At 57.4% G+C, this 20,750-nt stretch carries 26 protein-coding genes; 17 read left to right on the forward strand and 9 right to left on the reverse strand.

Annotation, left to right across the window (positions count from 1 at the left end; translation table 11 throughout):
• The first annotated feature begins 3 nt into the window (after positions 1-3).
• The 4 genes from AC1DM5_RS22670 (at position 4) to AC1DM5_RS22685 (ending at position 4,106) form a co-directional block, all read left to right on the forward strand.
• Positions 4-1,068 carry a Gfo/Idh/MocA family protein gene (locus AC1DM5_RS22670; protein ID WP_477823128.1) on the forward strand — a complete coding sequence of 355 codons (1,065 nt, stop codon included), beginning with the start codon at positions 4-6 and terminating at the stop codon, positions 1,066-1,068.
• Positions 1,065-1,892, forward strand: coding sequence for a shikimate dehydrogenase family protein (locus AC1DM5_RS22675; protein WP_477823127.1), 828 nt, complete (start codon positions 1,065-1,067; stop codon positions 1,890-1,892). Before AC1DM5_RS22670 ends, AC1DM5_RS22675 begins: the two co-directional genes overlap by 4 nt.
• 127 nt (positions 1,893-2,019) lie before the next feature.
• Positions 2,020-3,279 (forward strand): hypothetical protein, encoded by a 1,260-nt coding sequence (locus AC1DM5_RS22680; protein WP_477823126.1) that lies wholly within the window; start codon positions 2,020-2,022, stop codon positions 3,277-3,279.
• A 56-nt stretch (positions 3,280-3,335) separates the two neighbouring features.
• On the forward strand, positions 3,336-4,106 hold the full coding sequence (locus tag AC1DM5_RS22685) for a hypothetical protein (protein ID WP_477823125.1): 771 nt from the start codon (positions 3,336-3,338) through the stop codon (positions 4,104-4,106).
• Between the two features lie 3 nt (positions 4,107-4,109).
• Here AC1DM5_RS22685 and AC1DM5_RS22690 read toward each other — a convergent pair whose 3' ends face one another.
• The 3 genes from AC1DM5_RS22690 to AC1DM5_RS22700 all read right to left on the reverse strand — a co-directional run bounded on the left by AC1DM5_RS22690 (position 4,110) and on the right by AC1DM5_RS22700 (position 5,683).
• Entirely contained in the window at positions 4,110-4,427 is a 318-nt protein-coding gene (locus tag AC1DM5_RS22690; protein WP_477823124.1) for a hypothetical protein, read from the reverse strand.
• A 263-nt stretch (positions 4,428-4,690) separates the two neighbouring features.
• Complete coding sequence (locus AC1DM5_RS22695) at positions 4,691-5,005, reverse strand: hypothetical protein (protein ID WP_477823120.1); 315 nt, start codon at positions 5,003-5,005, stop codon at positions 4,691-4,693.
• Between the two features lie 363 nt (positions 5,006-5,368).
• Positions 5,369-5,683, reverse strand: a complete 315-nt coding sequence (locus AC1DM5_RS22700; RefSeq protein WP_477823119.1) for a hypothetical protein — start codon at positions 5,681-5,683, stop codon at positions 5,369-5,371.
• Between the two features lie 175 nt (positions 5,684-5,858).
• Between AC1DM5_RS22700 and AC1DM5_RS22705 the strand changes: the two genes are divergently transcribed.
• Both AC1DM5_RS22705 and AC1DM5_RS22710 read left to right on the forward strand, forming a co-directional pair.
• The gene (locus AC1DM5_RS22705; protein ID WP_477823118.1) at positions 5,859-6,428 is read left to right on the forward strand and encodes a hypothetical protein; all 570 of its coding nucleotides are present in this window, start codon (positions 5,859-5,861) and stop codon (positions 6,426-6,428) included.
• 352 nt (positions 6,429-6,780) lie between these two features.
• Positions 6,781-7,341: a hypothetical protein gene (locus tag AC1DM5_RS22710; RefSeq protein ID WP_477823117.1), complete on the forward strand. Its 561-nt coding sequence runs from the start codon at positions 6,781-6,783 to the stop codon at positions 7,339-7,341.
• A 271-nt stretch (positions 7,342-7,612) separates the two neighbouring features.
• Here the strand turns inward: AC1DM5_RS22710 and AC1DM5_RS22715 are convergent, their stop codons facing one another.
• Positions 7,613-7,951 (reverse strand): hypothetical protein, encoded by a 339-nt coding sequence (locus AC1DM5_RS22715; RefSeq protein WP_477975674.1) that lies wholly within the window; start codon positions 7,949-7,951, stop codon positions 7,613-7,615.
• 444 nt (positions 7,952-8,395) lie between these two features.
• On the reverse strand, positions 8,396-8,620 hold the full coding sequence (locus tag AC1DM5_RS22720) for a hypothetical protein (RefSeq protein WP_037107475.1): 225 nt from the start codon (positions 8,618-8,620) through the stop codon (positions 8,396-8,398).
• Between the two features lie 908 nt (positions 8,621-9,528).
• Between AC1DM5_RS22720 and AC1DM5_RS22725 the strand changes: the two genes are divergently transcribed.
• From AC1DM5_RS22725 to AC1DM5_RS22775, 11 genes are all read left to right on the forward strand, one after another.
• Entirely contained in the window at positions 9,529-9,864 is a 336-nt protein-coding gene (locus tag AC1DM5_RS22725; protein ID WP_477823115.1) for a hypothetical protein, read from the forward strand.
• A gap of 62 nt (positions 9,865-9,926) precedes the next feature.
• Positions 9,927-10,226, forward strand: coding sequence for a hypothetical protein (locus AC1DM5_RS22730; protein ID WP_477823123.1), 300 nt, complete (start codon positions 9,927-9,929; stop codon positions 10,224-10,226).
• 700 nt (positions 10,227-10,926) lie between these two features.
• A complete protein-coding gene (locus AC1DM5_RS22735; protein WP_477823114.1) occupies positions 10,927-12,864 on the forward strand; it encodes an adenylate/guanylate cyclase domain-containing protein in 1,938 nt (645 codons plus the stop codon).
• Positions 12,865-13,040: 176 nt separating this feature from the next.
• On the forward strand, positions 13,041-13,553 hold the full coding sequence (locus tag AC1DM5_RS22740; protein ID WP_477823113.1) for a cytochrome b: 513 nt from the start codon (positions 13,041-13,043) through the stop codon (positions 13,551-13,553).
• A gap of 165 nt (positions 13,554-13,718) precedes the next feature.
• On the forward strand, positions 13,719-14,153 hold the full coding sequence (locus AC1DM5_RS22745) for a hypothetical protein (protein ID WP_477823122.1): 435 nt from the start codon (positions 13,719-13,721) through the stop codon (positions 14,151-14,153).
• Positions 14,154-14,242: 89 nt separating this feature from the next.
• Positions 14,243-14,470, forward strand: a complete 228-nt coding sequence (locus AC1DM5_RS22750) for a hypothetical protein (RefSeq protein ID WP_477823112.1) — start codon at positions 14,243-14,245, stop codon at positions 14,468-14,470.
• Positions 14,467-15,930 carry a TolC family protein gene (locus AC1DM5_RS22755; protein ID WP_477823111.1) on the forward strand — a complete coding sequence of 488 codons (1,464 nt, stop codon included), beginning with the start codon at positions 14,467-14,469 and terminating at the stop codon, positions 15,928-15,930. The genes AC1DM5_RS22750 and AC1DM5_RS22755 overlap by 4 nt, the downstream gene beginning before the upstream one ends.
• Before the next feature lie 14 nt (positions 15,931-15,944).
• On the forward strand, positions 15,945-17,294 hold the full coding sequence (locus AC1DM5_RS22760) for a multicopper oxidase family protein (protein WP_477823110.1): 1,350 nt from the start codon (positions 15,945-15,947) through the stop codon (positions 17,292-17,294).
• A gap of 30 nt (positions 17,295-17,324) precedes the next feature.
• Entirely contained in the window at positions 17,325-17,804 is a 480-nt protein-coding gene (locus AC1DM5_RS22765) for a cupredoxin domain-containing protein (protein WP_477823109.1), read from the forward strand.
• A 23-nt stretch (positions 17,805-17,827) separates the two neighbouring features.
• Positions 17,828-18,112 (forward strand): copper-binding protein, encoded by a 285-nt coding sequence (locus AC1DM5_RS22770; RefSeq protein WP_477823108.1) that lies wholly within the window; start codon positions 17,828-17,830, stop codon positions 18,110-18,112.
• Between the two features lie 163 nt (positions 18,113-18,275).
• Positions 18,276-18,998 (forward strand): imm11 family protein, encoded by a 723-nt coding sequence (locus AC1DM5_RS22775; RefSeq protein ID WP_477823107.1) that lies wholly within the window; start codon positions 18,276-18,278, stop codon positions 18,996-18,998.
• On the opposite strand, the gene AC1DM5_RS22780 is transcribed toward AC1DM5_RS22775, so the two are convergent.
• From AC1DM5_RS22780 to AC1DM5_RS22795, 4 genes are all read right to left on the reverse strand, one after another.
• Entirely contained in the window at positions 18,980-19,345 is a 366-nt protein-coding gene (locus AC1DM5_RS22780; protein ID WP_477823106.1) for a hypothetical protein, read from the reverse strand. The genes AC1DM5_RS22775 and AC1DM5_RS22780 overlap by 19 nt on opposite strands.
• A 56-nt stretch (positions 19,346-19,401) precedes the next feature.
• A complete protein-coding gene (locus AC1DM5_RS22785) occupies positions 19,402-20,058 on the reverse strand; it encodes a YegJ family protein (RefSeq protein ID WP_477823105.1) in 657 nt (218 codons plus the stop codon).
• Between the two features lie 129 nt (positions 20,059-20,187).
• A complete protein-coding gene (locus AC1DM5_RS22790; protein ID WP_477823104.1) occupies positions 20,188-20,388 on the reverse strand; it encodes a hypothetical protein in 201 nt (66 codons plus the stop codon).
• A gap of 12 nt (positions 20,389-20,400) precedes the next feature.
• Entirely contained in the window at positions 20,401-20,727 is a 327-nt protein-coding gene (locus AC1DM5_RS22795; RefSeq protein WP_477823103.1) for a hypothetical protein, read from the reverse strand.
• Positions 20,728-20,750 lie beyond the last annotated feature (23 nt).

Here is a 20,750-nt window from a genome sequence, read left to right on the forward strand (position 1 = left end):
CTCATGTCGGATCTTTCGCGCACACGCCCCCTCGACATAGCCGTCATGGGCGCCGGGCTGATCGGCAAGCGCCACATCGAAGGCGTATTGGCCGAGCCGCGTACCCGGCTTGCCGCCATCATCGACCCCTCGCTCGCCGCTCGCGACGAGGCCCGCGCCAATGGCCTGCCCTGGTTTGCCAGCCTCGCCGAGGCGCTGGCAAACACTCGGCCCGATGGCGTGATCGTCGCCACACCCAACCAGCTGCATGTGGCAAACGCGCTGGATGTGGTCGCCGCCGGCATCCCCGTCCTCATCGAAAAGCCCGTTGCCGATGATGCCGAGGCCGCGGCAGGCCTCGTGCGCCGTGCCGAAGCATCAGGCGTGCCCATCCTCGTCGGCCACCACCGCCGCCACAACCCCATTATCCGCGAAGCAAAACGCCTGATGGAAAGCGGCCGGCTCGGCCGCATCCGCTCTATCAACGGCAGTTTCTGGGTCGCCAAGCCCGATGAGTATTTCGAGGTGACCTGGCGCCGCGAACCGGGCGCCGGGCCGATCTTCATCAACCTCATCCATGATGTCGATCTCTTCCGCCATCTCTTCGGCGAAATCGAAAGCGTGCATGCGATGGAATCCAATGCCGCCCGCGGCCATGCTGTCGAAGATACCGCCGTCGTGCTCCTGCGTTTCGAAAGCGGCGCGCTTGCCACCCTCAGCGCCTCCGATGCCGTGCCCTCGCCCTGGAGCTGGGAGCGGACATCGGGCGAAAACCCCGGCTTTCCCAGGGAGGACCAGTTCTGCTACCAGATCGGCGGCACTGAGGGCGCGCTGACGATCCCCGACCTCACCCTCTGGACCAACGAGGGCCGCCCCGACTGGCGCGAGAAGCTGACCGAGGAACGCCTGCCCGTCACACCGGCCGATCCGCTCACCCTGCAGCTCCAGCATTTCTGCGATGTCATCGAAGGTGCGGCCACGCCCCTCGTCAGCGGCCGTGAAGGGCTCGCGACACTTGAGGTCATCGAGGCGATCAAGGCCTCGGCGAGCACGGAAAGGACTATATTCCTAAAAGGCAAAACCCCATGATTAGCGGCACCACACGGCTGATCGCCCATCTCGGCTACCCGACGGAAAGCTTCAAGGCGCCGCTGATCTACAATCCCTATTTCGAGGAACAGGGCATAGACGCCGTCGTCGTTCCCATGGGCTGCCGGCCGGAAGATTACCCCGCCTTCCTGAAACTGCTCTTCCGCCTGTCCAACATCCACGGCGCCCTCATCACCATGCCGCACAAGATCCCGACCTTGGATCTGCTCGACGAAATCTCCACCAACGCCCGCGTGGCCGGCTCCTGCAACGCCATCAAGCTCGGCAAGGACGGCAGACTGATCGGCGACATGTTCGACGGCGAAGGTTTCGTGCGCGGCCTCAAGCGCAAGGGCCAGGCAATCGCAGGCGCCAGCGCCCTGATGATCGGCGCCGGCGGCGTCGGCTCGGCCATCGCAGCCTCACTCGCCAGCGCCGGCCTCACCCACCTCGCCCTCCACGACGACAACACGGCGGCGCTGGACGGCCTGAAGGCCCGCCTCAACACCTACTATCCGCAAATGCAGGTCACGACCGGCGGCAACGACCCCGATGGATTCGACATCGTCATCAACGCCACGCCGCTCGGCATGCGCAAGGACGACCCGTTGCCGCTGGATGTGACGCGGCTTTCGGCTGATACCTTCGTCGGCGAAGTGGTGATGAAGGAGGAGATCACGCCGTTTCTGGCGGCGGCGCGGGAGCGAGGATGCCGATATCAGGTGGGGACGGATATGCTGTTTGAGCAGATACCGGCTTATCTGGAGTTTTTTGGGTTTCAGACGACGACTGCGGAACATTTGAGGCGGGTGGCGCGGTTGTAGATGGGTAATTTGCGGCTAGCGAAGCGGAAGTCGGCTTGGGATTGAAGCTCTCATCGCCCCATAACAGGGCGGTGGGGGTGGCGCACCTCGTACAGGCATCCTGCGCGCCATCAGTCCGACTAACGAAATGGCCGGTGCCGTGCTCGCTGCTGCATCGGGCCGCACGCACACTATCGGCAACTACCCTGTGTGGATCGGTTCAGGCGACGCTGACGAACTGAATGTTGTCACAGAGAACTTCGCGATGGGCTCTGCGGCCTTGCAGCTCCCCGGCAATGACGTGACGATAGACGAAGTCTATCTCGTCAATGCGCTGACGAACCAGTCTGTGCAGCTCACGATCGGAGGGCTCACGAGCTATACGATGGTGAGCGGTGAAGCGTTCGTCAAGTTCGACACTGTTCTCCCCGCCGCGTTCGGGCTGTCGCGGTTCATCCGTGATACGGCGTACTTCATCCGATATCACTGCCATGTTGCGGCGAACGCCCTGAAGTGGTGCAAGCACAACTTCAGCCCGCCGTATGCTCAGTTCGGCATGTACTCCAAGATCTACGACCCGGCTGTCACCACGATAACCAACATGAACGGTTCGGGCGACTTCACGTTCACCGGCACTGCGCCGACCAACGACCGCTTCATGTCATTCAAGCTGTGCGGAAAGTTCGTTTCTGGCGATCCGCTTACCTACGGCGGTGTCGGCGATAGCATCATGGAAAACGTCGGCGACCGTGTCGGCTCGGCGATCCAGGACGTTGTTGCAGGCTTCTTCTCGAAAGCCCTATTCGACGTTATTCGCGTCTCGGGCGCTCGTGGTGGTATCAACTTCGGCCTCAATGGCGGTTTGCCGGGCGTTTGGTCGTCTGGTGCGGCGACGCTTAACCAGTACCTCAAGCTCTGCAATACGTTTATCGAAGAGTACGGAACGAACAACTTCCCGACGGTTGGGCAGGCAAATTCCGGCACAGTCACGTTCCAACGGAACGCCATCACTGCACTGTGGCTGCAGATTTTGACCAACGCCCCTGTGGCAGGTGGTCAGCCTATCAGGCTTGGCAGAACGCGGCTCGGCCCGCGCACGACTACTGCATGGGCGAACGCTGACGGTTCGGATCAGGGCAGCTACGGCCCACAATGGGAATCGAACGGCGACGTTGAATCGCTCATGGAGTCGCTGGAGGCTCTGATCGGCACTGCCAACTCGCCGCAGACGCTCATCAACTTCGATCCTGATTGGCGCCTTGGGACGGTCAAGGACACGCCTGACTATTACAGGTGGAAAGCGCCGTCACGGACGACTGACGGCACGCACCCTGCGCCTACTGCTGCGAACGACATGGCGGCAAGGACGAGGCTATGGATGGCGGCGCGAGAGGCGGAAGCGGCTTGATTGAGTGAAGCCGTCGCGTAATGTGGCGGTTTCAACTTCCGAGGGAACCGCTACTCATGACGCGTGAAGCATTTAACCTGTCGGCTTTGCAGGAAGAACTCAAAAAGCATCCCGAGTACAAGGATATTCAAAAGCGCATTGGTAGGTTTTTGGCCGCTCGTTCGTGCAGGATGGACCTCTTGGGCGTGCGTTCATCACTAGCTGAACTCGCTAAACTCAATGACGCATCGGCAAGTGATCGCATGGGGCTAGGCCAGCCACTGATGTTGCATGCGGTTATTCTATATTATCGAGCGACAGTAGAGGACGGAAACGGCCGCTTTAAAATCGGAGCAGCTAAAAACTTCTCAGCTGAGCAAATCAAGAAGCACCAGGACGTTGTGAAGTTGCGGCACAAAAGCATGGCGCACTACGGTATCGGCGAAGGTGCGTACGGCGAGGCCTGGATTACCGAACTCGTTGTGATGCGAGGGGTCAATAATGTCGCCAATATCATGGAGGTTTGGCAGCGTAGCAACTACATCGCACGCCTGGTCTTTGATTTGGATGAACTTTCCGAAAATGCGCTCGCGCGCGTAGAAGAAGTTGGAGAAGCTGAGCACAAAGAGTTGTCTGAATTATTCTTTAAAACGCTTGGTCGCGATGGAAAGTTTGTAGATTTGATGATGAAGCATCCGTTTGAGCCCGCCGCGTTCTATAGCTCGCAGGAGGGTGTGGATTCATTCTGGTCTGGCGGCAATCGGACCCATGAAACCTATACACCTAAGGTAACATCCGCGGACTTCAGCGTGCCCATCGGTGCCCCAGTGACAACGAGATTGAAATAGCACCTAAAACCCCACCGCCCCATCATCTTCAGATCCCACTATCTGCCGTATTTTGCCCTTGAGAGAACCAGATTGCATTCCAAACGCGGCTCGTCCCGTTAAATACCCAAAAACCTCGTCAGCCAACAAAGCAAATGAAACATAAAACAAAATAACCGCGGGAGAAAACAACAATAAAGTACAGAAGGTTGCCAGCGCTTCCCCTATCGAAAGCTCCGAATATAATGTTGCTTCAACAAATATAAATGGAATCCAAGCCAAAACGGACAGTAATAGCCCGAAAACTATAGAAGGAAGTCCATATTTCTGCTCTTTCTTCATCAACAATTTTACTAAAATTAATAAATACCACCGCATCAATAGGCCTTTGTTATCTGGGTCATTGCCGAGAGCGCAATCAATCACGAATTCAATTAGCCTCTAACACACTTGCCGAAATCCTTGCTCTTCGCCAGCGCCGAAAATGTAGCTGTGATTATGGTGCGACGCGGCAGAGGTTGTAAAAAGTCCGAAAAAGGTCAACCGGTAAGGTTAAAAACATCGGGCCGCCACCTCAAGAGCGACGTCCACGACCCACTCTACCATTAAGAGCCGGTGTATTCCCTGTGCAGCTTCTCTAGTTGCATCTGCAATCGAAGCTGAGCGAAGTCCCGCGCGAGGCCGAGCCAAACGTTTTCCTGCCCCGCCCGGTCTGCGGGCGTGTGATCCGCAGCCCACTTGTCAGCCCAAGAGCGTTGGTAATCGGCGAACTGCTCAATGTTAGTCAGCTTCTGGCCCTTGATTGCCTGCTTAAGCGCTTCGTCGCTCATGGCATGAGCGCTCTCGACGTCGGAACCGAGCTGTACACCGAATGAAAGGTGAGCCTGCTTTACCGCTTCAACATATTCATCTCTGGTCATGCGACCTCCTTTAGGTTGGCGGCGAAGCAGTACCACAAAAGACAATCTATGAGTTGTGAAATCGGCAGGAAATGCCCACCGCCCCAACATCGATTGAGGGGCTACCCCTTATTTTTGGTCGAGGCGCGCCACGCTTTGAAGTCATTCATGACAAGCCTCCAACCCTCGTGCACAGTGCGGACAAGGAGGATGGAGGGAAATCGCCGGATCATGAAGTCGTCAAGGGACTGCTTGTCACCTTTTGCCAGGAAGTTCTCACGTTTTTGATCTGGTGCCGGCAAGTCACTTGGTCCTATCTTGAGGGGAGCATCGTACACTTCCACGCCTAACGAGTCACCACCGCCCCATCATCTTGTGGAACGGTCAGGTGGTTCTCCACCCGAACCTTACCCACCGAATTACATAGGCAAGAACAATGATCACCTGCTGGAAGAAGATAGGAATGATAAACATAAACTGCTCCATCTCGTCAGGTTCATAGGAGTCGTCTGGCCGCTCCGGGTGCGCCACAAAGGTAGCTTTATCATACATGTAAACCGACAAAATCACCCAAGCGATAGCCAGAAGATGAAACGCGATCCTGACGCGTGGCCAAGCCCGCCCAGCACGAATTGCCAACAGAGGTGCGAATAGGTTGCTTAAGAAGAATATCAAAGCTGCCAGTTCAGGATTGATCATAGAGAAAGCCAGCCGTATCACGCCGATTGTTAAACGTTGAACCTACAGCGTACACGTGTGGAGGACAAGATCAACGGCGTCGTCGCCCCATCGCACCATCATAGTTTGCTTCGTAAACCGGTGACCGGCTATGAATTGCTTAAGATAATCGGCCGATCAATTCTGCGAGGCACTTGTGAACGGTTCTATCAAGCCACGGAAATTGCTGGTCCCTCTGTCCTTCTTTATTTTTGTTTGTTCCTGGTTTCTGCTCGGCTTTTCGTCATCGGTTGTGGTGGGCGTTTTCAATTTCGTTCCATCTGCCGAGTGGGTGGCAGAGACAAATCTTCTGCGAACTATCGCGGGCTCCCTGTCTGCGGCGCTTTTTGTTTGGTTTTTTTGGAAAGGCGGCAAACAGCTTGGGGTGAGCAAACTGAAGCGCCTCGTCACCATCATAACCAGTCCGTTTGTCGGTTACTTTGTGGGAGGCAATATCCTGTTAATTTGGCCGATGCTGCTCCCACTATTCGCAGGCCATGAAGTTGCGCTTCCTTTTACTGTACAGAATGCAACCGCTTACGGTGGAGGGATCTGCCGCGCTCCCGTCCACTTGGAAGACATGCCTTTTCTTATCGGCCGAGTGTGCAACGTTCCTCAGAGCATCAGATCAAGTTTGAGACCGGGCATTGGCATCGTCGTACGCGGCTGGGGAACGCATCTCGGGGTATACGCGCCTGACGTGAGCCTAACCCGGACGGACCTCTAATCGTCAAGGGCCTCTGTCCGCAACTCTCCACCACCCGATTATCGATCGACCTCAATTCGCGGTCGATGGCGGCTGCGGTTTCTCAGCCTCATCGCTGCAGAACGAGAGTTGAAGCCTTTTGCAACTGACCAGCGGATCTTCATCCCGCGGTCCCATCGCATGACCAAGCGTTATCAGTGTCGCTAGAACGCATTTGAAAAGAATCATGGATGCTCCCTCGGCAACCGGTGAATTGTCGAGGTGTATCCAGGCTGTTGCAATGGAGCAATAACCCCACCGCCACCCCATCATCAAACGGTGATTGACTTCAAGATTGCAGCACGCAAATTGATATGATCGGGGGATTAGAAACATGTCTTTGAAAGTGCTTTTCCTTGCTGCGTTCGCGTTGTTCGCTTCAGCAGAGGTCATGCTGGCCTCAGGTGACTCAAGTAGTTCCGCGGTGGTGCAGGACCCTTCCTGCAGGGATGTGAACGGCGCCTATCTCAAAACACACGGCTCGGCTGCCTTTCATGTGCTTATGTACCGACGAGAGGATGAGAAACCGTTCATGGAAACGGTTGTCGATAAGCCATACGGTTATGAACGACAGATTCGCGGCGGTAAGTGGACCTCATTCAACCCGGAAGTCTATCCGATCGATGACATGGGACGAGGGCCGAAGTACACTGAGTGCCGCTTCGTCAGAAAGGTCATGCTGAACTCAATATCGGCGAAGCATTATAGGGCACTATGGCATCGTTTCCCGAATGAGGCTCGCTCCGACATATGGATTTCAAATGCTGATGGAAGAATCCTCAAGATAATCCGAAAATACCAGCGGTGGGAGTTTTCGTCCGATATAATCGTGGAAACCTACGATTACGACGCAGCGAACTTTAAGCTGCCAGAGCCAGAAGAAGTTCAGGAATGATTGGGGGTACCAGAACGGCCCCTGCCTAGTGCCCACCACCCGCTCATCATCTGATGGGTACTCCACATCATAAAGGCCTCGGGTCCTGTCCGGCATCTGGCGGCGACTTTTGGGCTAGCGAACACCCCTCACCTCAGATGTGTCATTCACCGCGCAGACACGCAGTGACTGGATCTCTGTGACGTCCCTGGCGCTAGCACCAAGACACAGAGATGACGATGGAGAGGTGGCCACCCGCTGCCCTTGCCGCCGACTTCCCACTCCTTACCCCTCACCTACAACTTACACCCTTCGAAAGCGCCGCGCTCTCCATCGCCGAAACCTTGCCCTTCGACACTGCAACCTCGCCTTCCTTGTCCCCGCCCGCCACGCTGCCGATCGGCACACCCACGAGAAACACCCCGAAAGCATCCCCATTGGTCGCCGAGATCTGCTGTTTCGACAGGTCGTCGAGCTTCTTCTTTTCCGTGGTGTGGAGCTGAGCAAGCTGCGGGCAGCTGAGATTGGTATAAGCCTGCATCGGGATGTCGGCCTGCACGATGGCGTCAGGTCTTTTCGCGCAAGCGGTGAGCGCTGCGGCAAAGGCCGCGGCGAGAATGAATCTTTTCATGACGTAACCCCGGTTAGCCTGGCGCGAGTAACGCGCAAGAACAACCACAGAAGAATTCTTAGGCGCGGCCGGTGGCCCTGGTACTGGCGGGGACGGCCTTCTAAGCCATTTGGTGGAGGGAGAGTGTCGGCTTTGGGCCGGCAGGGTATTGCACCTGTCGCCCTTTGACAGGAAGGCTATCGTGAGGGTCCCGTCAACATGACTGACCGGATCTGCCTAACCCTTTTGGATGAATTGCGAATCAAACGCGACGCGACGAAAGTAGCCATGCGGCGGTAGTAGGATTACTAGGACCGAACCCAATGTGGGGGGCTTGCCGAGTATTGAGTGGAAGCCCCTCGATGATCCCGTTTTAGCGGGGGATGCGAACTGGTACATGGCAGCAGCCATGGGCTCCCCCTGCGGCCAGGCGCTTGTCCTGATATCATCATCCAAAGGAAGTAGTTACGGTTCCTGCAGTTCACCGGAAGCGTGGAGCTTGAGGATACCGAGTTTTATGATCCGGATGAGATCGGTTTTTCGAGAGCCATAGGTCTTGCGATATTGTTCGAGTGTCGGCTTGCTGCTGGCGATGTCGGCCAGCGCCGAGCCTCGATCAGTTGTTGCGGCTAAAGCGCCTGTGGCCCAGACACGATCGAAGAGAGCACGTTCCTCATCTTGAGGTGACATGTAGGGCCTTTCCTTGAAGACTGATTGGACTTGGCAGACGGGCGGAAAAACCCGGGGTCAGTGCAGTCATGCAAGAATGATGCTCCAGGCGAGCATCGCAAAACAAGCCGCAATGAGTATCCATAGGCAGATCTTGAATCCCGCACTGGACCTGATGCCTGTGCGCCACCTTGTCGTGGGCATATTCCCAGGGTTGACCTTCAACATAACCGCCTCCTGCTTTCTGCGTTAAGAGGCAGCCGCTCCAGAATGAAGATGCAGGCTCCGGGGAATTGAACGACCAACGGGAATGTCCGTCGCCTAACCTCATATAACCATCCGGCAGCCTTATTGTTCCATGCCGTGGTCATATCCTGTTCGCTGTCTTTCGTTGCGGTGAGCAGCGCCCCACCCCGCATTGCCACGGCCCCGCGGCCGCACGTATCACCGGCGAAGAGACGACAGGAATGTCACGATCGATGGTGAGCCGGCTTTGATCTGCCTTCGTTCCGTGTCCCTGCTCATCTATCAGTTATTTAGAAGGTTCTACTTCATAAATGCCTGAAAATTCATCCTACGTTCACGCAGACAGATAGCATCTTCTAAATTACTATCGAAATATTTTCAAATAAAAACATTGGAAACTTCGAGTAATATTTCAAAATAAAGTTGTATTTATCCGGATTTATTAATCTTAAAAACGACAAAAATCATACTTTTCATTTTTCTTGGCAAAAAATATTTTATTATTTTGAAAGCCTCAGGTGAGAATGCTACTGGTTATTTTGCAAACGATGAATTTGATTTGCAGCCGGCATCCGCAGGAATTGCGGACTCGTGGTCATAGCGGCCGTGCCGTCGAAACCTCCGCGACAAGAGCTGAGAGCCTTAGAGAATAGCGTCCTGGCCCGGCGCGGATAACGGAACGATTGGCGGGACAGATGCAATCGGTGCGATACAAGAAAAAAGATCTGAAGTTCGCGCAGCTCCACGCCGCAAAGGCGGCGCGGCATATCACCACCCAGGAAATCGTTCTTAGAAGGCTGCGCATGATCGGGGCGCCGCTGGATCTCGAACATGCGTTGCTTGGCAGGCTTTACGATCGCCAGCGGCAGGTTCTCTACCGTTTGAAGCGGATCGAAGACCTCCTCGACGTGAAGTCCCAGCCAATACGACCCGACCCACCTGAGCCCGGCCGACACGAGCCCAGCCGGCCGTGCATTCTGATCTTCGGCAAACGGCGGGAGCGGTTTGACTGGCAGTGACAGGGAGGGCGAAAGTCTTCCACCTTCAAACACTCAATCGCAACATGCGAGAACGGTTGGCCATGGTAAAAATTACCTTTCCAGACGGAACTGCTGCAGCGAGCCGGCAGCGCTGGCGCCTGCTGGGTGGGCTCAAGCGCGCGGACTATGCGTCGTCCAATCTCCGGGCCTCCGAAAGCGGCGAAGATCATGAAGAGGCGCTGTCGATCCGGTACATGAAAGACGCGACGACCCCTTCCCCTGGCTATCCGGTTTCCCGGCGGCGCAAGCTGAACCCCGACCAGAAAGCTCTGGCATCATGGGAAAACGAAGGAGGCGCAGTCCGCATGGAGAACCGCCCTTCGTCTAGGGAAGGCAGATAGAGATCTGTGGGCTGCAGGAGCAGTAGCTGTCGCGGCGAGTAGCCTCCGAAGCGATAAGTCCGGGCGACGGCCCGACGGGCTCTCGCCAACGCAATCTCGAGATGGCAGCGGGCTGGTCCAGCGAGAAATCCGGGAAAAAGAGGCCGAAACCTCCAGGGAATTTGAGGCCGGTTATAGGGCTCGCCACGCAATACGTCCGCGAGCCTCTATACCTGCTCAGTCCGCCAAAACGCGTTAAGCGCGTGAAATAATCATGGATGGACGCAAGAGTCGCGTGAAAAGTGTGTGACACGGCTCGCCGCGCAATATCGTTCCCATCAGGCGCTCTTTTTCGCGGCCCCATGGGCGTGCTTGTCCGATCGATGCCCGCCGGTCTATGCGGCCTGCGGCATCAATGAAACGCCTCCATTCGAAAATCATCGCTCCTCGCCCTCAATGGCGAACCGGTAGAAATACCGGCCATGGCGCAGATAGAAGAGTGTCGGCGATTTTCGAGAGGCTTGGGGGCCATTCAATCGCGGGCTTTTCATTCGCGCCCCAACGATCGGCCAGAACGTGGCATGTGTGACAGCCGCATCCGGCTTGTATAACCCCTCAAAAAGCGGTTAGCTGCGACAGTTGGGTACGCTCATTCCTGCACAACCAAACAAGTTTGAGATGAAACCTGTGCCGAACGCGCCCGCATTTCGAGGAAAGTCTCGTGCGCTGGTCCAAACCCTTAAGGCTGCATCTCGGCGTCCTGGTCGTCGCATCGCTGCTGTTCACGTCGATGCCGATCATCTGGCTAGCCTTCAGCCGCGGAAGCGATGCTGCGGTCAGCGCCGGCGTGCAGCAGATGCGCGGGATGAGCCTGCGGCTGATCGAGGGATACCGCAATACGCTGCAGGGCGGCATGGAGGCGGTGGCGCTCGCCTCGACCCTGCCCCAACTTGCCTCCCCGCCGCCGCAGGATATCAAGGCGAAGCAGGAATTCTTTCTGGAGGTCCTGCGAAACGTCCCCAATGCGACGAGCATCTACACCGGCTATCCTGACGGCTCCTATCTGCAGGTCATCAACACCGGAAGGCGCGATATCTCCCAGACGCTCGCAGCGCCCGACGGAACGGCTTTCGCGATCCGGACGATCGCTGACAGGCAGAGCGCCAACATCATCTCGACGTTGCAGTTTCTCGATATCGAGGCAAGACCGATCGGCGAGCGGGATGTCGAATACGCATCCTTCGATCCGCGCCAGCGCCCCTGGTATCAGGCCGTCGTTCAGGATGGCGCAACGGTCTCTGTCGGCCCCTATATCGCCGGAACGCTTGGTGTGCCGACGCTGACGATCGCAGCACCGATGCGGGACAATGGCCAGGTGGTCGTCGGCGTCAACATTCACCTGCAGACTATCAGCCGCCTGCTGGACGCGCGCCAGATTTCCCCGCGGGCACGCGCCTACATCATCGATGCCGGTGATGATCTCGTCGCCCATTCCGACCCCGACATCATGAGCAGGATCATCGCAACATGGTCGAGAACTGCTGGCGCTGTTCAAGCGACGGCCAACAGTTTCGACACGAGCCTCGAAACCGTGGCAAGGCTCAGGCGCGATCCCGCCTTTGCCAATGGCGGCCTGGCGCGCATCGAGCTCGATGGCGAAAGCCAGCTGGTGCAGATCGCCCCCGTCAGCGTCTCCGGCCTGTTTGAGGGAAGTGCCGCCGCAATCATCGTGCCGATGGAGGATCTGGTGGCGGAGGCCAACCGGCTGCTCCGACAAAATCTGCTGATTGCCAGCGCCTTCGTCATTTCAGGCGTCGCCGCATCGGTGCTGCTCTCGCGCATGGTCAGCCGCTCTCTCAACCGGCTGGCCGATGAGGCGCGCAGGATCGGCGATCTCGATGTCGGCGAGAAAGCCGTGTCGCATTCCTGGATAACGGAGATCAATACGCTGGCGACTGCGCTTGCGGCGAGCCGCCACGCCATCGGCCAGTTTGCCCTCTATGTGCCGCGCGAGGTCGTCCGACGGATCGTCAGCCCCGAGGGGCGAACGGTCGTCAAGGCGACGCGCCAGGATGTGACGGTGCTCTTCACCGATATCAGGGATTTCACCGCCATATCCGAGCAGCATTCGCCCGAAAACGTGGTCGATACGCTCTCGGCCTATTTCGAACTCCTGAACACCATCGCCGAGCAAAATGGCGGCACCGTCGTGCAATATCTCGGCGACTCCATCTTCGTCATGTGGAACGCCCCCGTTGAAGATGTGAGACATGCCGAACACGGCTGCCGATGCGCGCTCGCGATGAAAGCGGCGGTCGACTGCCTGAACGAGGAGAACGCCAGAAACGGCCACCCCGCCCTGTTCACGCGCTTCGGCCTGCACACCGGCCCGGCCGTCGTCGGCAGCTTCGGCGCCATTTCGCGGCAGCAATACACGGCCATGGGCGATACGATCAATGTCGCCTCGCGGCTGGAAGGGTTGAACAAGGATTTTGGTACATCGATCCTGGTGAGTGCGGCCATTCACGACGCGGTCGGCGAGAGATTTGAGTTTCGCCCGCTGGGGCTGGTGCAGGTGAAGGGGCGCGCGGAGAAGGTGGATTTGTGGGAGCTGGTTGGGGAGAGTGGCGACCAGGACAATTCCGGCAGAAGTGCGTAACGGCGCCATGAGATCACAGGCATTTTGCTGCGGTATTTGATCACCGCTTCTTGGCAGTGAAAGCAGGATCTTGTTCCTGATGGCACAGGGGCTTTTGGAAAACAGGCAACTATTACGGGATTTGATACCCAATTTTTACGCGGACGCGCCATGCTCCATCACACTTGGAGGATCGGATGCGCGACGGTTACAGGATTTATCAGATCGCCCTGCACTGGGTCATCGCCGGGCTGCTGCCCGTGCAATACCTGACGGGAGGCAGCATTGAGCGGATCCATCATGCGGTGCACATGGGCATGCAGCCATCGTCTTTCGATGTCTTTCAGCACCTGATTCACAACTATACGGGAATGGCCATCGGGGCGCTTATGGTCCTGCGGCTCCTGCTGAGGATCAGGCGGCCGCCCTCACCGGCGATATCGCCGACGGGTGCGGATCGGCTGGCAAAGGCTCTCCACTTTGGCTTCTATGCCGTCATCATCGCCCAGGCCGCACTTGGCTTCGTCGCCAGCTATCTGACCTTCTCCGTAGCACCACTCCATGTCATCGGTTCCAATCTCATCCTGGCGATGGTCGCCCTCCACTTCGCCGCTGCTGCCTGGCACACGCTGATCAGGCGGGACGCAACGCTCGACCGGATGATCCTCCCGCGTGACGACCAGACCGCGACTGAAGTGCCGGGGACCTGAATCGCCGACGCCGATAAAATCGCAGTCGAGCGCGATAAAGATGTTGACCTTCCAGCAGGGGGAAGCCTTAGACGCACACCCGAACAGCCTCTCAAGGATCGCGAATCATTGGAAGGCCTGTCGAGGATAGTGAAGCGGAGCTGCCTTGATCGCAGCTCCGGGGTTATGGGCAAAATGTATCTGAGCGCACTGGGCAGACTGCTCCTTTTCGTGCGGCTGGTGATCATCGTATCGCTGGCAGGATACTCGCTGTCCAATGCGAATGCCGCCATGCACGGTTCGGCTTTCTCCGACGTGCAGCCGCCGGCGATAGTGGCTGGCACGCATGACCATCATGCCATGTCAGGCGACGATCATGCCGCTTCGAGCGAAGACGCCGCGGTCCAGGATGTTGCCGACCAGCATGATCACGGCTCGTCCGCGAGCGATGACGAGCAACTTTCCAAGCAGCAATGCTGCAAGGATTTTTGCGGTGGCTTCGCTATCGTCGGCGAAGCTCACGAGGTCGGCGGACCCGTCCTGTCTTCAATCCGCCAGTTCGTCGACGATCAAAGCATTCTGGGCGAAGTGCCGCCTCTTCATCGTCCGCCCAAGATCTGAATAGCTGTCGTCCCCGCGTCTGCGGGTCCGAAGGCATGCCGTGGTGAAACCGCGCCTGCCCGTGAGACTCTATTATTCGGATTTTTAAGATGAAACCTTCCATATTGGTGGTGGGGCTGCCGCTTATTGCGGGCGGCTGCGCATCCACGCTTCCTACCGATGTCATTGCACCCGTGGATGTCGGGCAGGCCTATTCCGTTCGGCCGCTCCAGTATCGTTCGCCCATCTCGGGATTTGTTGCCAGACAGCCGATCGATCCCAAGCCCTGGCGACAACAGAACGAAGAGCAGTCTCCGAAAAAGGGAGACGCTTCATGACCGTCATCAGAAAGCTTCTTGCTCTCACCGCCCTGCCCCTCGTGCTCGGAGGCTGCGTGAGCAGTGCCGACTATGCGGCGAAAGAGGCCGGTTTCGCCACAGTCTCCGCCAAGGTCGGCGGGGTTGTCTCCAAACAGACCGTCTGGGTTCAAAACCGGCAGGAGGCCGAAGTGGCCTCCGCCAAGGTAAAAGCGCTCCTTGCCGGCAGGAAGACGCTGGACGCGGAAACGGCCGTCCAGATCGCCCTCATCAACAACAAGGGCCTGCAGGCCGCCTACGCCGATCTTGGCGAGAGTGCTGCCGACGCATGGCAATCGACGATGCTCCTGAACCCGACAGTCTCCATCGGCTTCTCCGGCATCGGGACGCCGGAACTGGAAGCGTTCAAGACAATCGAAGGCGCGATCACCACCAACCTCCTGGCGCTGATAACAAGGAAACGCGACATCGAGATTGCCGATACGCGTTTCCGCCAGGCGCAGCTGAACGCTGCGGTGCGCACGCTGCAGCTCGCAGCCGACACGCGCCGCGCCTGGATCAACGCGGTCGCCGCATGGGAGAATGTGACCCAACTCCAGCGTGCCCAGGCGGCCGCCGATGCAGCCTCCGAGCTTGCCCAGAAGCTTGGCGAGACCGGGGCGATGGGCAAGGGAGCGCAGGCGCGCGAGCATGTCTTCGCAGCCGAACTCGCCGGTGAAACCGCCAAGGCCCGCCTGGCTGCCCGCCTGGCGAAGGAAGAGCTGACAAGGCAGATGGGCCTGTGGGGCTCGGATGCCGAATTCCAGGTGCCGAACAGCCTGCCGCCCCTGCCGAAGACAACAATGAAACGCGATACGATCGAGGCGGAAGCGCTCGGCAACCGTATCGATCTTCAGGTCGCCAGGCTCGAACTGGAAGCCACTGCGCGTTCATACGGCCTCACCGAAGCGACCCGGTACGTAACCGATCTCGCAATCCTGACAGGAGCCGAGTCCGAGAGGGAGGTCGGCGAGGACGGCAGGAAAAAGTGGGAGACGACGGCGGCCGGAGAGCTGGAATTCGCGATCCCGATCTTCGACACCGGCAAGGCCCGCATGCGCAAGGCCGAGCTTGGCTACATGCGTGCGGCCAATCAGCTGGCGGAGAAGGCCGTGAACGTCCGCTCGGAAGCGAGATCGGCCTATGAGGCCTATCGGTCGAATTATGACATCGCCCGCCACTACCGCAACAGCGTCGTCCCGCTCCGCACCAAGGTCGAGGAGGAATCCCTCCTCTCCTACAACGGGATGATCACCAACACCTTCGAGCTGCTCACCGACACGCGGGATAAGATCAACTCCATCCTGCTCTCCGTCAACGCCAAGCGAGACTTCTGGCTCGCGGACGCCAACCTCGCGCCCGCCGTCTATGGCGGCGGCACCTCGGCGGCATCGGCCGGGACCGAGGTCGCTTCGTCGTCCGAGAGCGGCGGCGGTCATTGAGAAAGGATTTTCACATGTTCAACAGAAGACAACTCTTCGGTGCCGGCGCCGCCCTGATGGCGGCCGGAGCCTGGACGAAGACATCAGCAATGGGCCTGCCGGATGCCCCGGCCATGGGCTCGGCCGACATGCAGCCGCCGCTGCACCCGACCTCCGGGCCGGACTACCAGCCGGTCGTGACGCTGAACGGCTGGACGCTTCCGCATCGGATGAACAATGGCGTCAAGGAATTCCACCTCGTCGCCGAGCCGGTGGAGCGCGAGATGGCGGACGGCATGACCGCCTACCTCTGGGGCTATAACGGGCAGTCGCCGGGGCCGACGATCGAGGCTGTCGAAGGTGACCGCGTTCGCATCTTCGTCACCAACAAGCTGCCGGAACATACGACCATCCACTGGCACGGCATGATCCTGCCTTCAGGCATGGATGGCGTCGGCGGCCTGACGCAGCCTCACATCCCCGTCGGCAAGACCTTCGTCTACGAGTTCGATCTCGTGAAGTCAGGCACCTTCATGTACCACCCGCATTCCGACGAGATGGTGCAGATGGCGATGGGCATGATGGGCTTCTTCGTCATTCATCCCAAAGACCCGAAGTTCATGCGCGTCGACCGCGACTTCGTCTTCCTGCTCAACGCCTATGACATCGATCCCGGCTCATACGTGCCGCGCATCATGGAAATGACCGACTTCAACATGTGGTGCTGGAACAGCCGGGTCTTTCCCGGCATCAGCCCGCTGGTGGTCTCGAAGAACGATCGCGTCCGGGTGCGGGTCGGCAACCTCACCATGACCAACCACCCGGTCCATATGCATGGCTACGATTTCGAAGTCACCTGCACGGATGGCGGATGGGTGCGGCCGGAAGCACGCTGGCCGGAAGTCAGCATCGACATTCCCGTCGGCGCCATGCGGGCCTACGAGTTCGACGCGAAATATCTCGGTGACTGGGCGATCCACTGCCACAAGTCGCACCACACGATGAACGCGATGGGCCATGACATCCCGACCTTCATCGGGGCGGACAAGTCGAAACTCGCCGAAAAAATCCGCAAGCTTCAACCTGATTACATGCCGATGGGAACCAAAGGCATGGCCGATATGGGCGAAATGGAAATGCCCATTCCCGAGAACACCGTCCCCATGATGACCGGCTGGGGCCCGCACGGCCCCATCGAAATGGGCGGCATGTTCTCCGTCGTGAAAGTCCGCGAGGGTATCTCGGCGGACGATTACGCCGATCCGGGCTGGTACGAAAACCCGCCCGGAACCCAGGCCTGGGAGTGGACCGGCGAACTGCCGGACGCGACCAAGGCCAAAGACGCAAACACCACCATCACGCCGAAGCCGATGCAACACGGCTGACGCAAATCCTCAGCAACCAAAGGACCTGATATGAAAATCCACACTCTCGCACTGGCTCTTGCGGCCATCGCCAGCCCAGCGCTCGCTTCCGGCAACCACGCCGGGGGACATGGTGAAAAAATGGCGGTCGGCGAGCCCGGCGACAAGTCGAAGGTCACCCAGACCATCCGCGTCAGCATGAAGGAAACCGAGGACGGCAAGATGCTGTTCCAGCCCGCCGTGATCAAGGTCCGCAAGGACCAGACGGTCAAGATCTCCATCAAGAATGCAGGGCAAAGCGACCACGAATTCGTGCTCGACCAGGAAGACAAGATCCTGGAGCACAAGAAGGTCATGGAGAAATTCCCCGAGATGGAACATGCCGATGCGAACTCGCTCCGCCTGACGGCCGGCCAGTCCGGCGAGATCGTCTGGAAGTTCACCACCGGCGGCGAATTCAAGTTCGCCTGCCTGATCCCCGGCCACTACGAGGCCGGCATGCACGGCGACGTCAGCGTCGCTGCCGAATGATAGACCCGGAAAGGAGACCGAAAGTGAAGACCGCAATCAAGATCACCCTCGCCTTCATGCTGTCCGTTGGCGCAGCCGCTGGCGCAATCGCACAGGAATACACCAGGGGTGTCGTCGACAAGGTCGACACCAAGGCGCAGAAGGTCACCATCAAGCACGAAGACCTGAAGAACCTCGACATGCCCGCCATGACGATGGTGTTCCGCGTCAAGGATGCCGCGATGCTCGGGAAGCTGAAGGCAGGCCAGAATATCGAGTTCGTCGCCGAACGCGTCGAAGGCAAGCTGACCGTGACTGAGGTCAAGTAGGCCGATCAGGCCCGGGTCCGTCGCGGACTCGGGCCGTCTCTTTTCGTGCATGTGGGAGAGAGAGGCGGCTGGTTCGCTTTAACAACTTTGGATTTAAGTAAAAATATACTATCGCATTACACGATGCTTTCGCTTCTATCATCGGTCAGCCGAATGCCGATTTATGGTATCACCGAATGAAATCGCTGATCCCGAGAGCCAGTGTTCAGTTTATATTTTCAAGAATGGAATTGAGAGCCGCATGAGCGTGACAAAAGCGAAAGCTCAAGGAATCTATCTACTTGAATCAAGCGGAACGCACGGCTGGGACTTTGCAAACTGGGAGAGGCTTCAGACAAATGGCAAATACACCGGTATCGGCATCCATTATGGTCCGGAATCCTGGCCGGATGATATGCTCCACCTGCCAAGAGGGCCTTGGCGAATACCCGACTATGATGAAACTCCGAAACTTGTTTTCGATCCGAAGCGAAAGCTGAAGGATATTTACGCGGTCGAATATTTCTATATCATATCCGATAAGATGAAGGACTTGCTCGAAGAGGTTGCTCCAAATTCATGTGAGTACGCTCTGTGTGAAACAGAGTTCAAAAATGGAAAACCTGGACCCCGGATCTGGCAGTGCAGCACTATCACGTCATATCGCAATACCGTGGACCTGGAGAGGTCCGAAATCCGCGTCTCTAGATACGGAACGTACATGATATCCGGCGGAGCCAACTGGCATTTTTTGCCTGCCGTCAACGGCACGTACCTGTTCCGCTTGGTTGAATTTGCGAACGAGACACTTTGCGATCAGAGATTTAAGGACCTATGCCGAGAAAGAGGTATAAAAGGAACGTCATTTCGACAGGTTGGTTACCTGCCTCAAGAGCGGTCGCCTTGAGATCGGGGAGCGTTTTGCCCGATAAGCTGGCCGATGAGCAGCCCCACCAAAGCCAGAAGATAGACAACCAACACGGCTGCTGTTTCCAGACCTAACGGCAGGAACAGGAATCCCGAGTTGTCCCCCTCCTGCTCATCGGGTTCCAGGTGCGGCGATGCAACGAGACCGAATATTAATACGGACGCCAGCACCCATAGAAATGCCAACATGTGCGGCGCCCACTTATACCGCTTTAATGAACGGCCAATAAAGTGAGCCGTGAGGGGCACCAGGATATTCAAAGCGAGAAAAATCGGCAGCGCGATAAGTGGAGGCAATATTGTGGGGTAGTAAGGGTCATAGTCCATAGAGCTTCACCCACCTCCGCCGAGCCGGAAAAATCATTAACTGAGCAGTGTCACGATCAGTCGCAAACGATGCCGTATTTGACGCGATATTCTTCCAACTGCTCTTTCGGACCGGCCAACAGCAACGGGCAGACGGTGTAATTTCCTTTTATCTTCCCGTTCTCCACATAGAGCCAGTCAAAAATATCGGATTTCTCAAACTCGACGCGATCACCAGGCTTGATGTTGTGGATATATTCCGGCGTGTCGCCGAGCAGAGCGGTGAAATGGTCACCTGACGCCTGTATTTGATGGACCCACATGAATTCCACCCCCTGCGCCATCTGATCCGTGGTTATTGCCACGTCCTTGCCCTTATCCGTAAAGCCCAGTTTGACGTTGTAATTTTCCGTTCCCGGCGGTGGATTGCTCAATTTCTCAAGGAAGGCGTCCAGGCCCTTCTCGGATTTCTCATGAGCTCTGGCCATGGCCGGATGGCCACGCGCGATTATCTGGACGTTTGAGTTGTCCTGAGCCAAAGCCAATTCGGTGGGGATTACTGGTATGGCTAGGCCAAACACCAGCGAAGATAAAAGAACGCTGCGCAACATCCGATAAACCCACAATTGTTGTTTAATGGAGGAAACATAGCTTTCCGACTTCAATTGCCAATCTCCCATTTCGAATATCAAAATCTTGAGGACGGCCTTCGCAGGCGCGGCCCGGAAGCTCACATATCTACCCCGCCTTCAAACAAGCTTCTTCACTTCTGTTTGACGGACGCGACGAGACTTGCTTCCGCGCAGCGTCCTGAACTTTCAACGCGTTTCGCCACCGGCAGCTTTCGGCGCTGTCGTGACGGCCTAACGCGGAGTCTTACGCTTGTTTTTCGTGACGGCGCGCCACGCTTTGAAATCATTCACGACAAGCCTGAAACCTTCTTCCAGGGCACGCACAACAAGCATGTCCCATTTGCCATAATAGACGGGCTGTTCAAGCGGCGGCTTTTTGTCAATCCCGGCCTTCGAGCCGTCTTTGTCTTGATCTGATGCCGACTTATCCATCCCAGCGGCCCTTCACTGCCACCACTTGGCCTTTTCAAGAGTGACCTTGCGCAGCACATTGTGGCTGTCGCGAACCTGGATCTGGATGACCTTGTCTTTGTTTCCTTTTTTCATCTCTGCACACACCGCGAACACCACCGAAAAAAATGGCTCGCGAACACCCACCATTCCAAGAGTGGCCACTGCTTTTTCTGCCGACTCTGCCGTCATGTTGAAGCGGCATGCTGATTTCGTAATATTGTGAAAGTAGATGGCCGCTCCGGCTGTGCGATCGTCAGCCTGGACGTGGCTCGCCGCAGAAAGAACAAGCGCAAAAGCGCCTAGAATACGCAATTTCATTGGTCTATATCCCTCCAATATGA

The sequence above is a fragment of the Rhizobium sp. 01T437 genome (assembly GCF_056398505.1).

Bases quoted from the DNA above. Each gene is read 5' to 3' on its own strand.
- AC1DM5_RS22750 (WP_477823112.1), top strand. From the start codon at position 14,243: ATGAAACCTTCCATATTGGTGGTGGGGCTGCCGCTTATTGCGGGCGGC.
- AC1DM5_RS22720 (WP_037107475.1), bottom strand. From the start codon at position 8,620: ATGTCACCTCAAGATGAGGAACGTGCTCTCTTCGATCGTGTCTGGGCC.
- AC1DM5_RS22730 (WP_477823123.1), top strand. From the start codon at position 9,927: ATGGTAAAAATTACCTTTCCAGACGGAACTGCTGCAGCGAGCCGGCAG.
- AC1DM5_RS22700 (WP_477823119.1), bottom strand. From the start codon at position 5,683: ATGATCAATCCTGAACTGGCAGCTTTGATATTCTTCTTAAGCAACCTA.
- AC1DM5_RS22795 (WP_477823103.1), bottom strand. From the start codon at position 20,727: ATGAAATTGCGTATTCTAGGCGCTTTTGCGCTTGTTCTTTCTGCGGCG.
- AC1DM5_RS22690 (WP_477823124.1), bottom strand. From the start codon at position 4,427: ATGAAGAAAGAGCAGAAATATGGACTTCCTTCTATAGTTTTCGGGCTA.
- AC1DM5_RS22710 (WP_477823117.1), top strand. From the start codon at position 6,781: ATGTCTTTGAAAGTGCTTTTCCTTGCTGCGTTCGCGTTGTTCGCTTCA.
- AC1DM5_RS22775 (WP_477823107.1), top strand. From the start codon at position 18,276: ATGGTATCACCGAATGAAATCGCTGATCCCGAGAGCCAGTGTTCAGTT.
- AC1DM5_RS22755 (WP_477823111.1), top strand. From the start codon at position 14,467: ATGACCGTCATCAGAAAGCTTCTTGCTCTCACCGCCCTGCCCCTCGTG.
- AC1DM5_RS22715 (WP_477975674.1), bottom strand. From the start codon at position 7,951: ATGAAAAGATTCATTCTCGCCGCGGCCTTTGCCGCAGCGCTCACCGCT.
- AC1DM5_RS22780 (WP_477823106.1), bottom strand. From the start codon at position 19,345: ATGGACTATGACCCTTACTACCCCACAATATTGCCTCCACTTATCGCG.
- AC1DM5_RS22790 (WP_477823104.1), bottom strand. From the start codon at position 20,388: ATGGATAAGTCGGCATCAGATCAAGACAAAGACGGCTCGAAGGCCGGG.
- AC1DM5_RS22685 (WP_477823125.1), top strand. From the start codon at position 3,336: ATGACGCGTGAAGCATTTAACCTGTCGGCTTTGCAGGAAGAACTCAAA.
- AC1DM5_RS22765 (WP_477823109.1), top strand. From the start codon at position 17,325: ATGAAAATCCACACTCTCGCACTGGCTCTTGCGGCCATCGCCAGCCCA.
- AC1DM5_RS22695 (WP_477823120.1), bottom strand. From the start codon at position 5,005: ATGACCAGAGATGAATATGTTGAAGCGGTAAAGCAGGCTCACCTTTCA.
- AC1DM5_RS22670 (WP_477823128.1), top strand. From the start codon at position 4: ATGTCGGATCTTTCGCGCACACGCCCCCTCGACATAGCCGTCATGGGC.
- AC1DM5_RS22760 (WP_477823110.1), top strand. From the start codon at position 15,945: ATGTTCAACAGAAGACAACTCTTCGGTGCCGGCGCCGCCCTGATGGCG.
- AC1DM5_RS22680 (WP_477823126.1), top strand. From the start codon at position 2,020: ATGGCCGGTGCCGTGCTCGCTGCTGCATCGGGCCGCACGCACACTATC.
- AC1DM5_RS22740 (WP_477823113.1), top strand. From the start codon at position 13,041: ATGCGCGACGGTTACAGGATTTATCAGATCGCCCTGCACTGGGTCATC.
- AC1DM5_RS22675 (WP_477823127.1), top strand. From the start codon at position 1,065: ATGATTAGCGGCACCACACGGCTGATCGCCCATCTCGGCTACCCGACG.
- AC1DM5_RS22745 (WP_477823122.1), top strand. From the start codon at position 13,719: ATGGGCAAAATGTATCTGAGCGCACTGGGCAGACTGCTCCTTTTCGTG.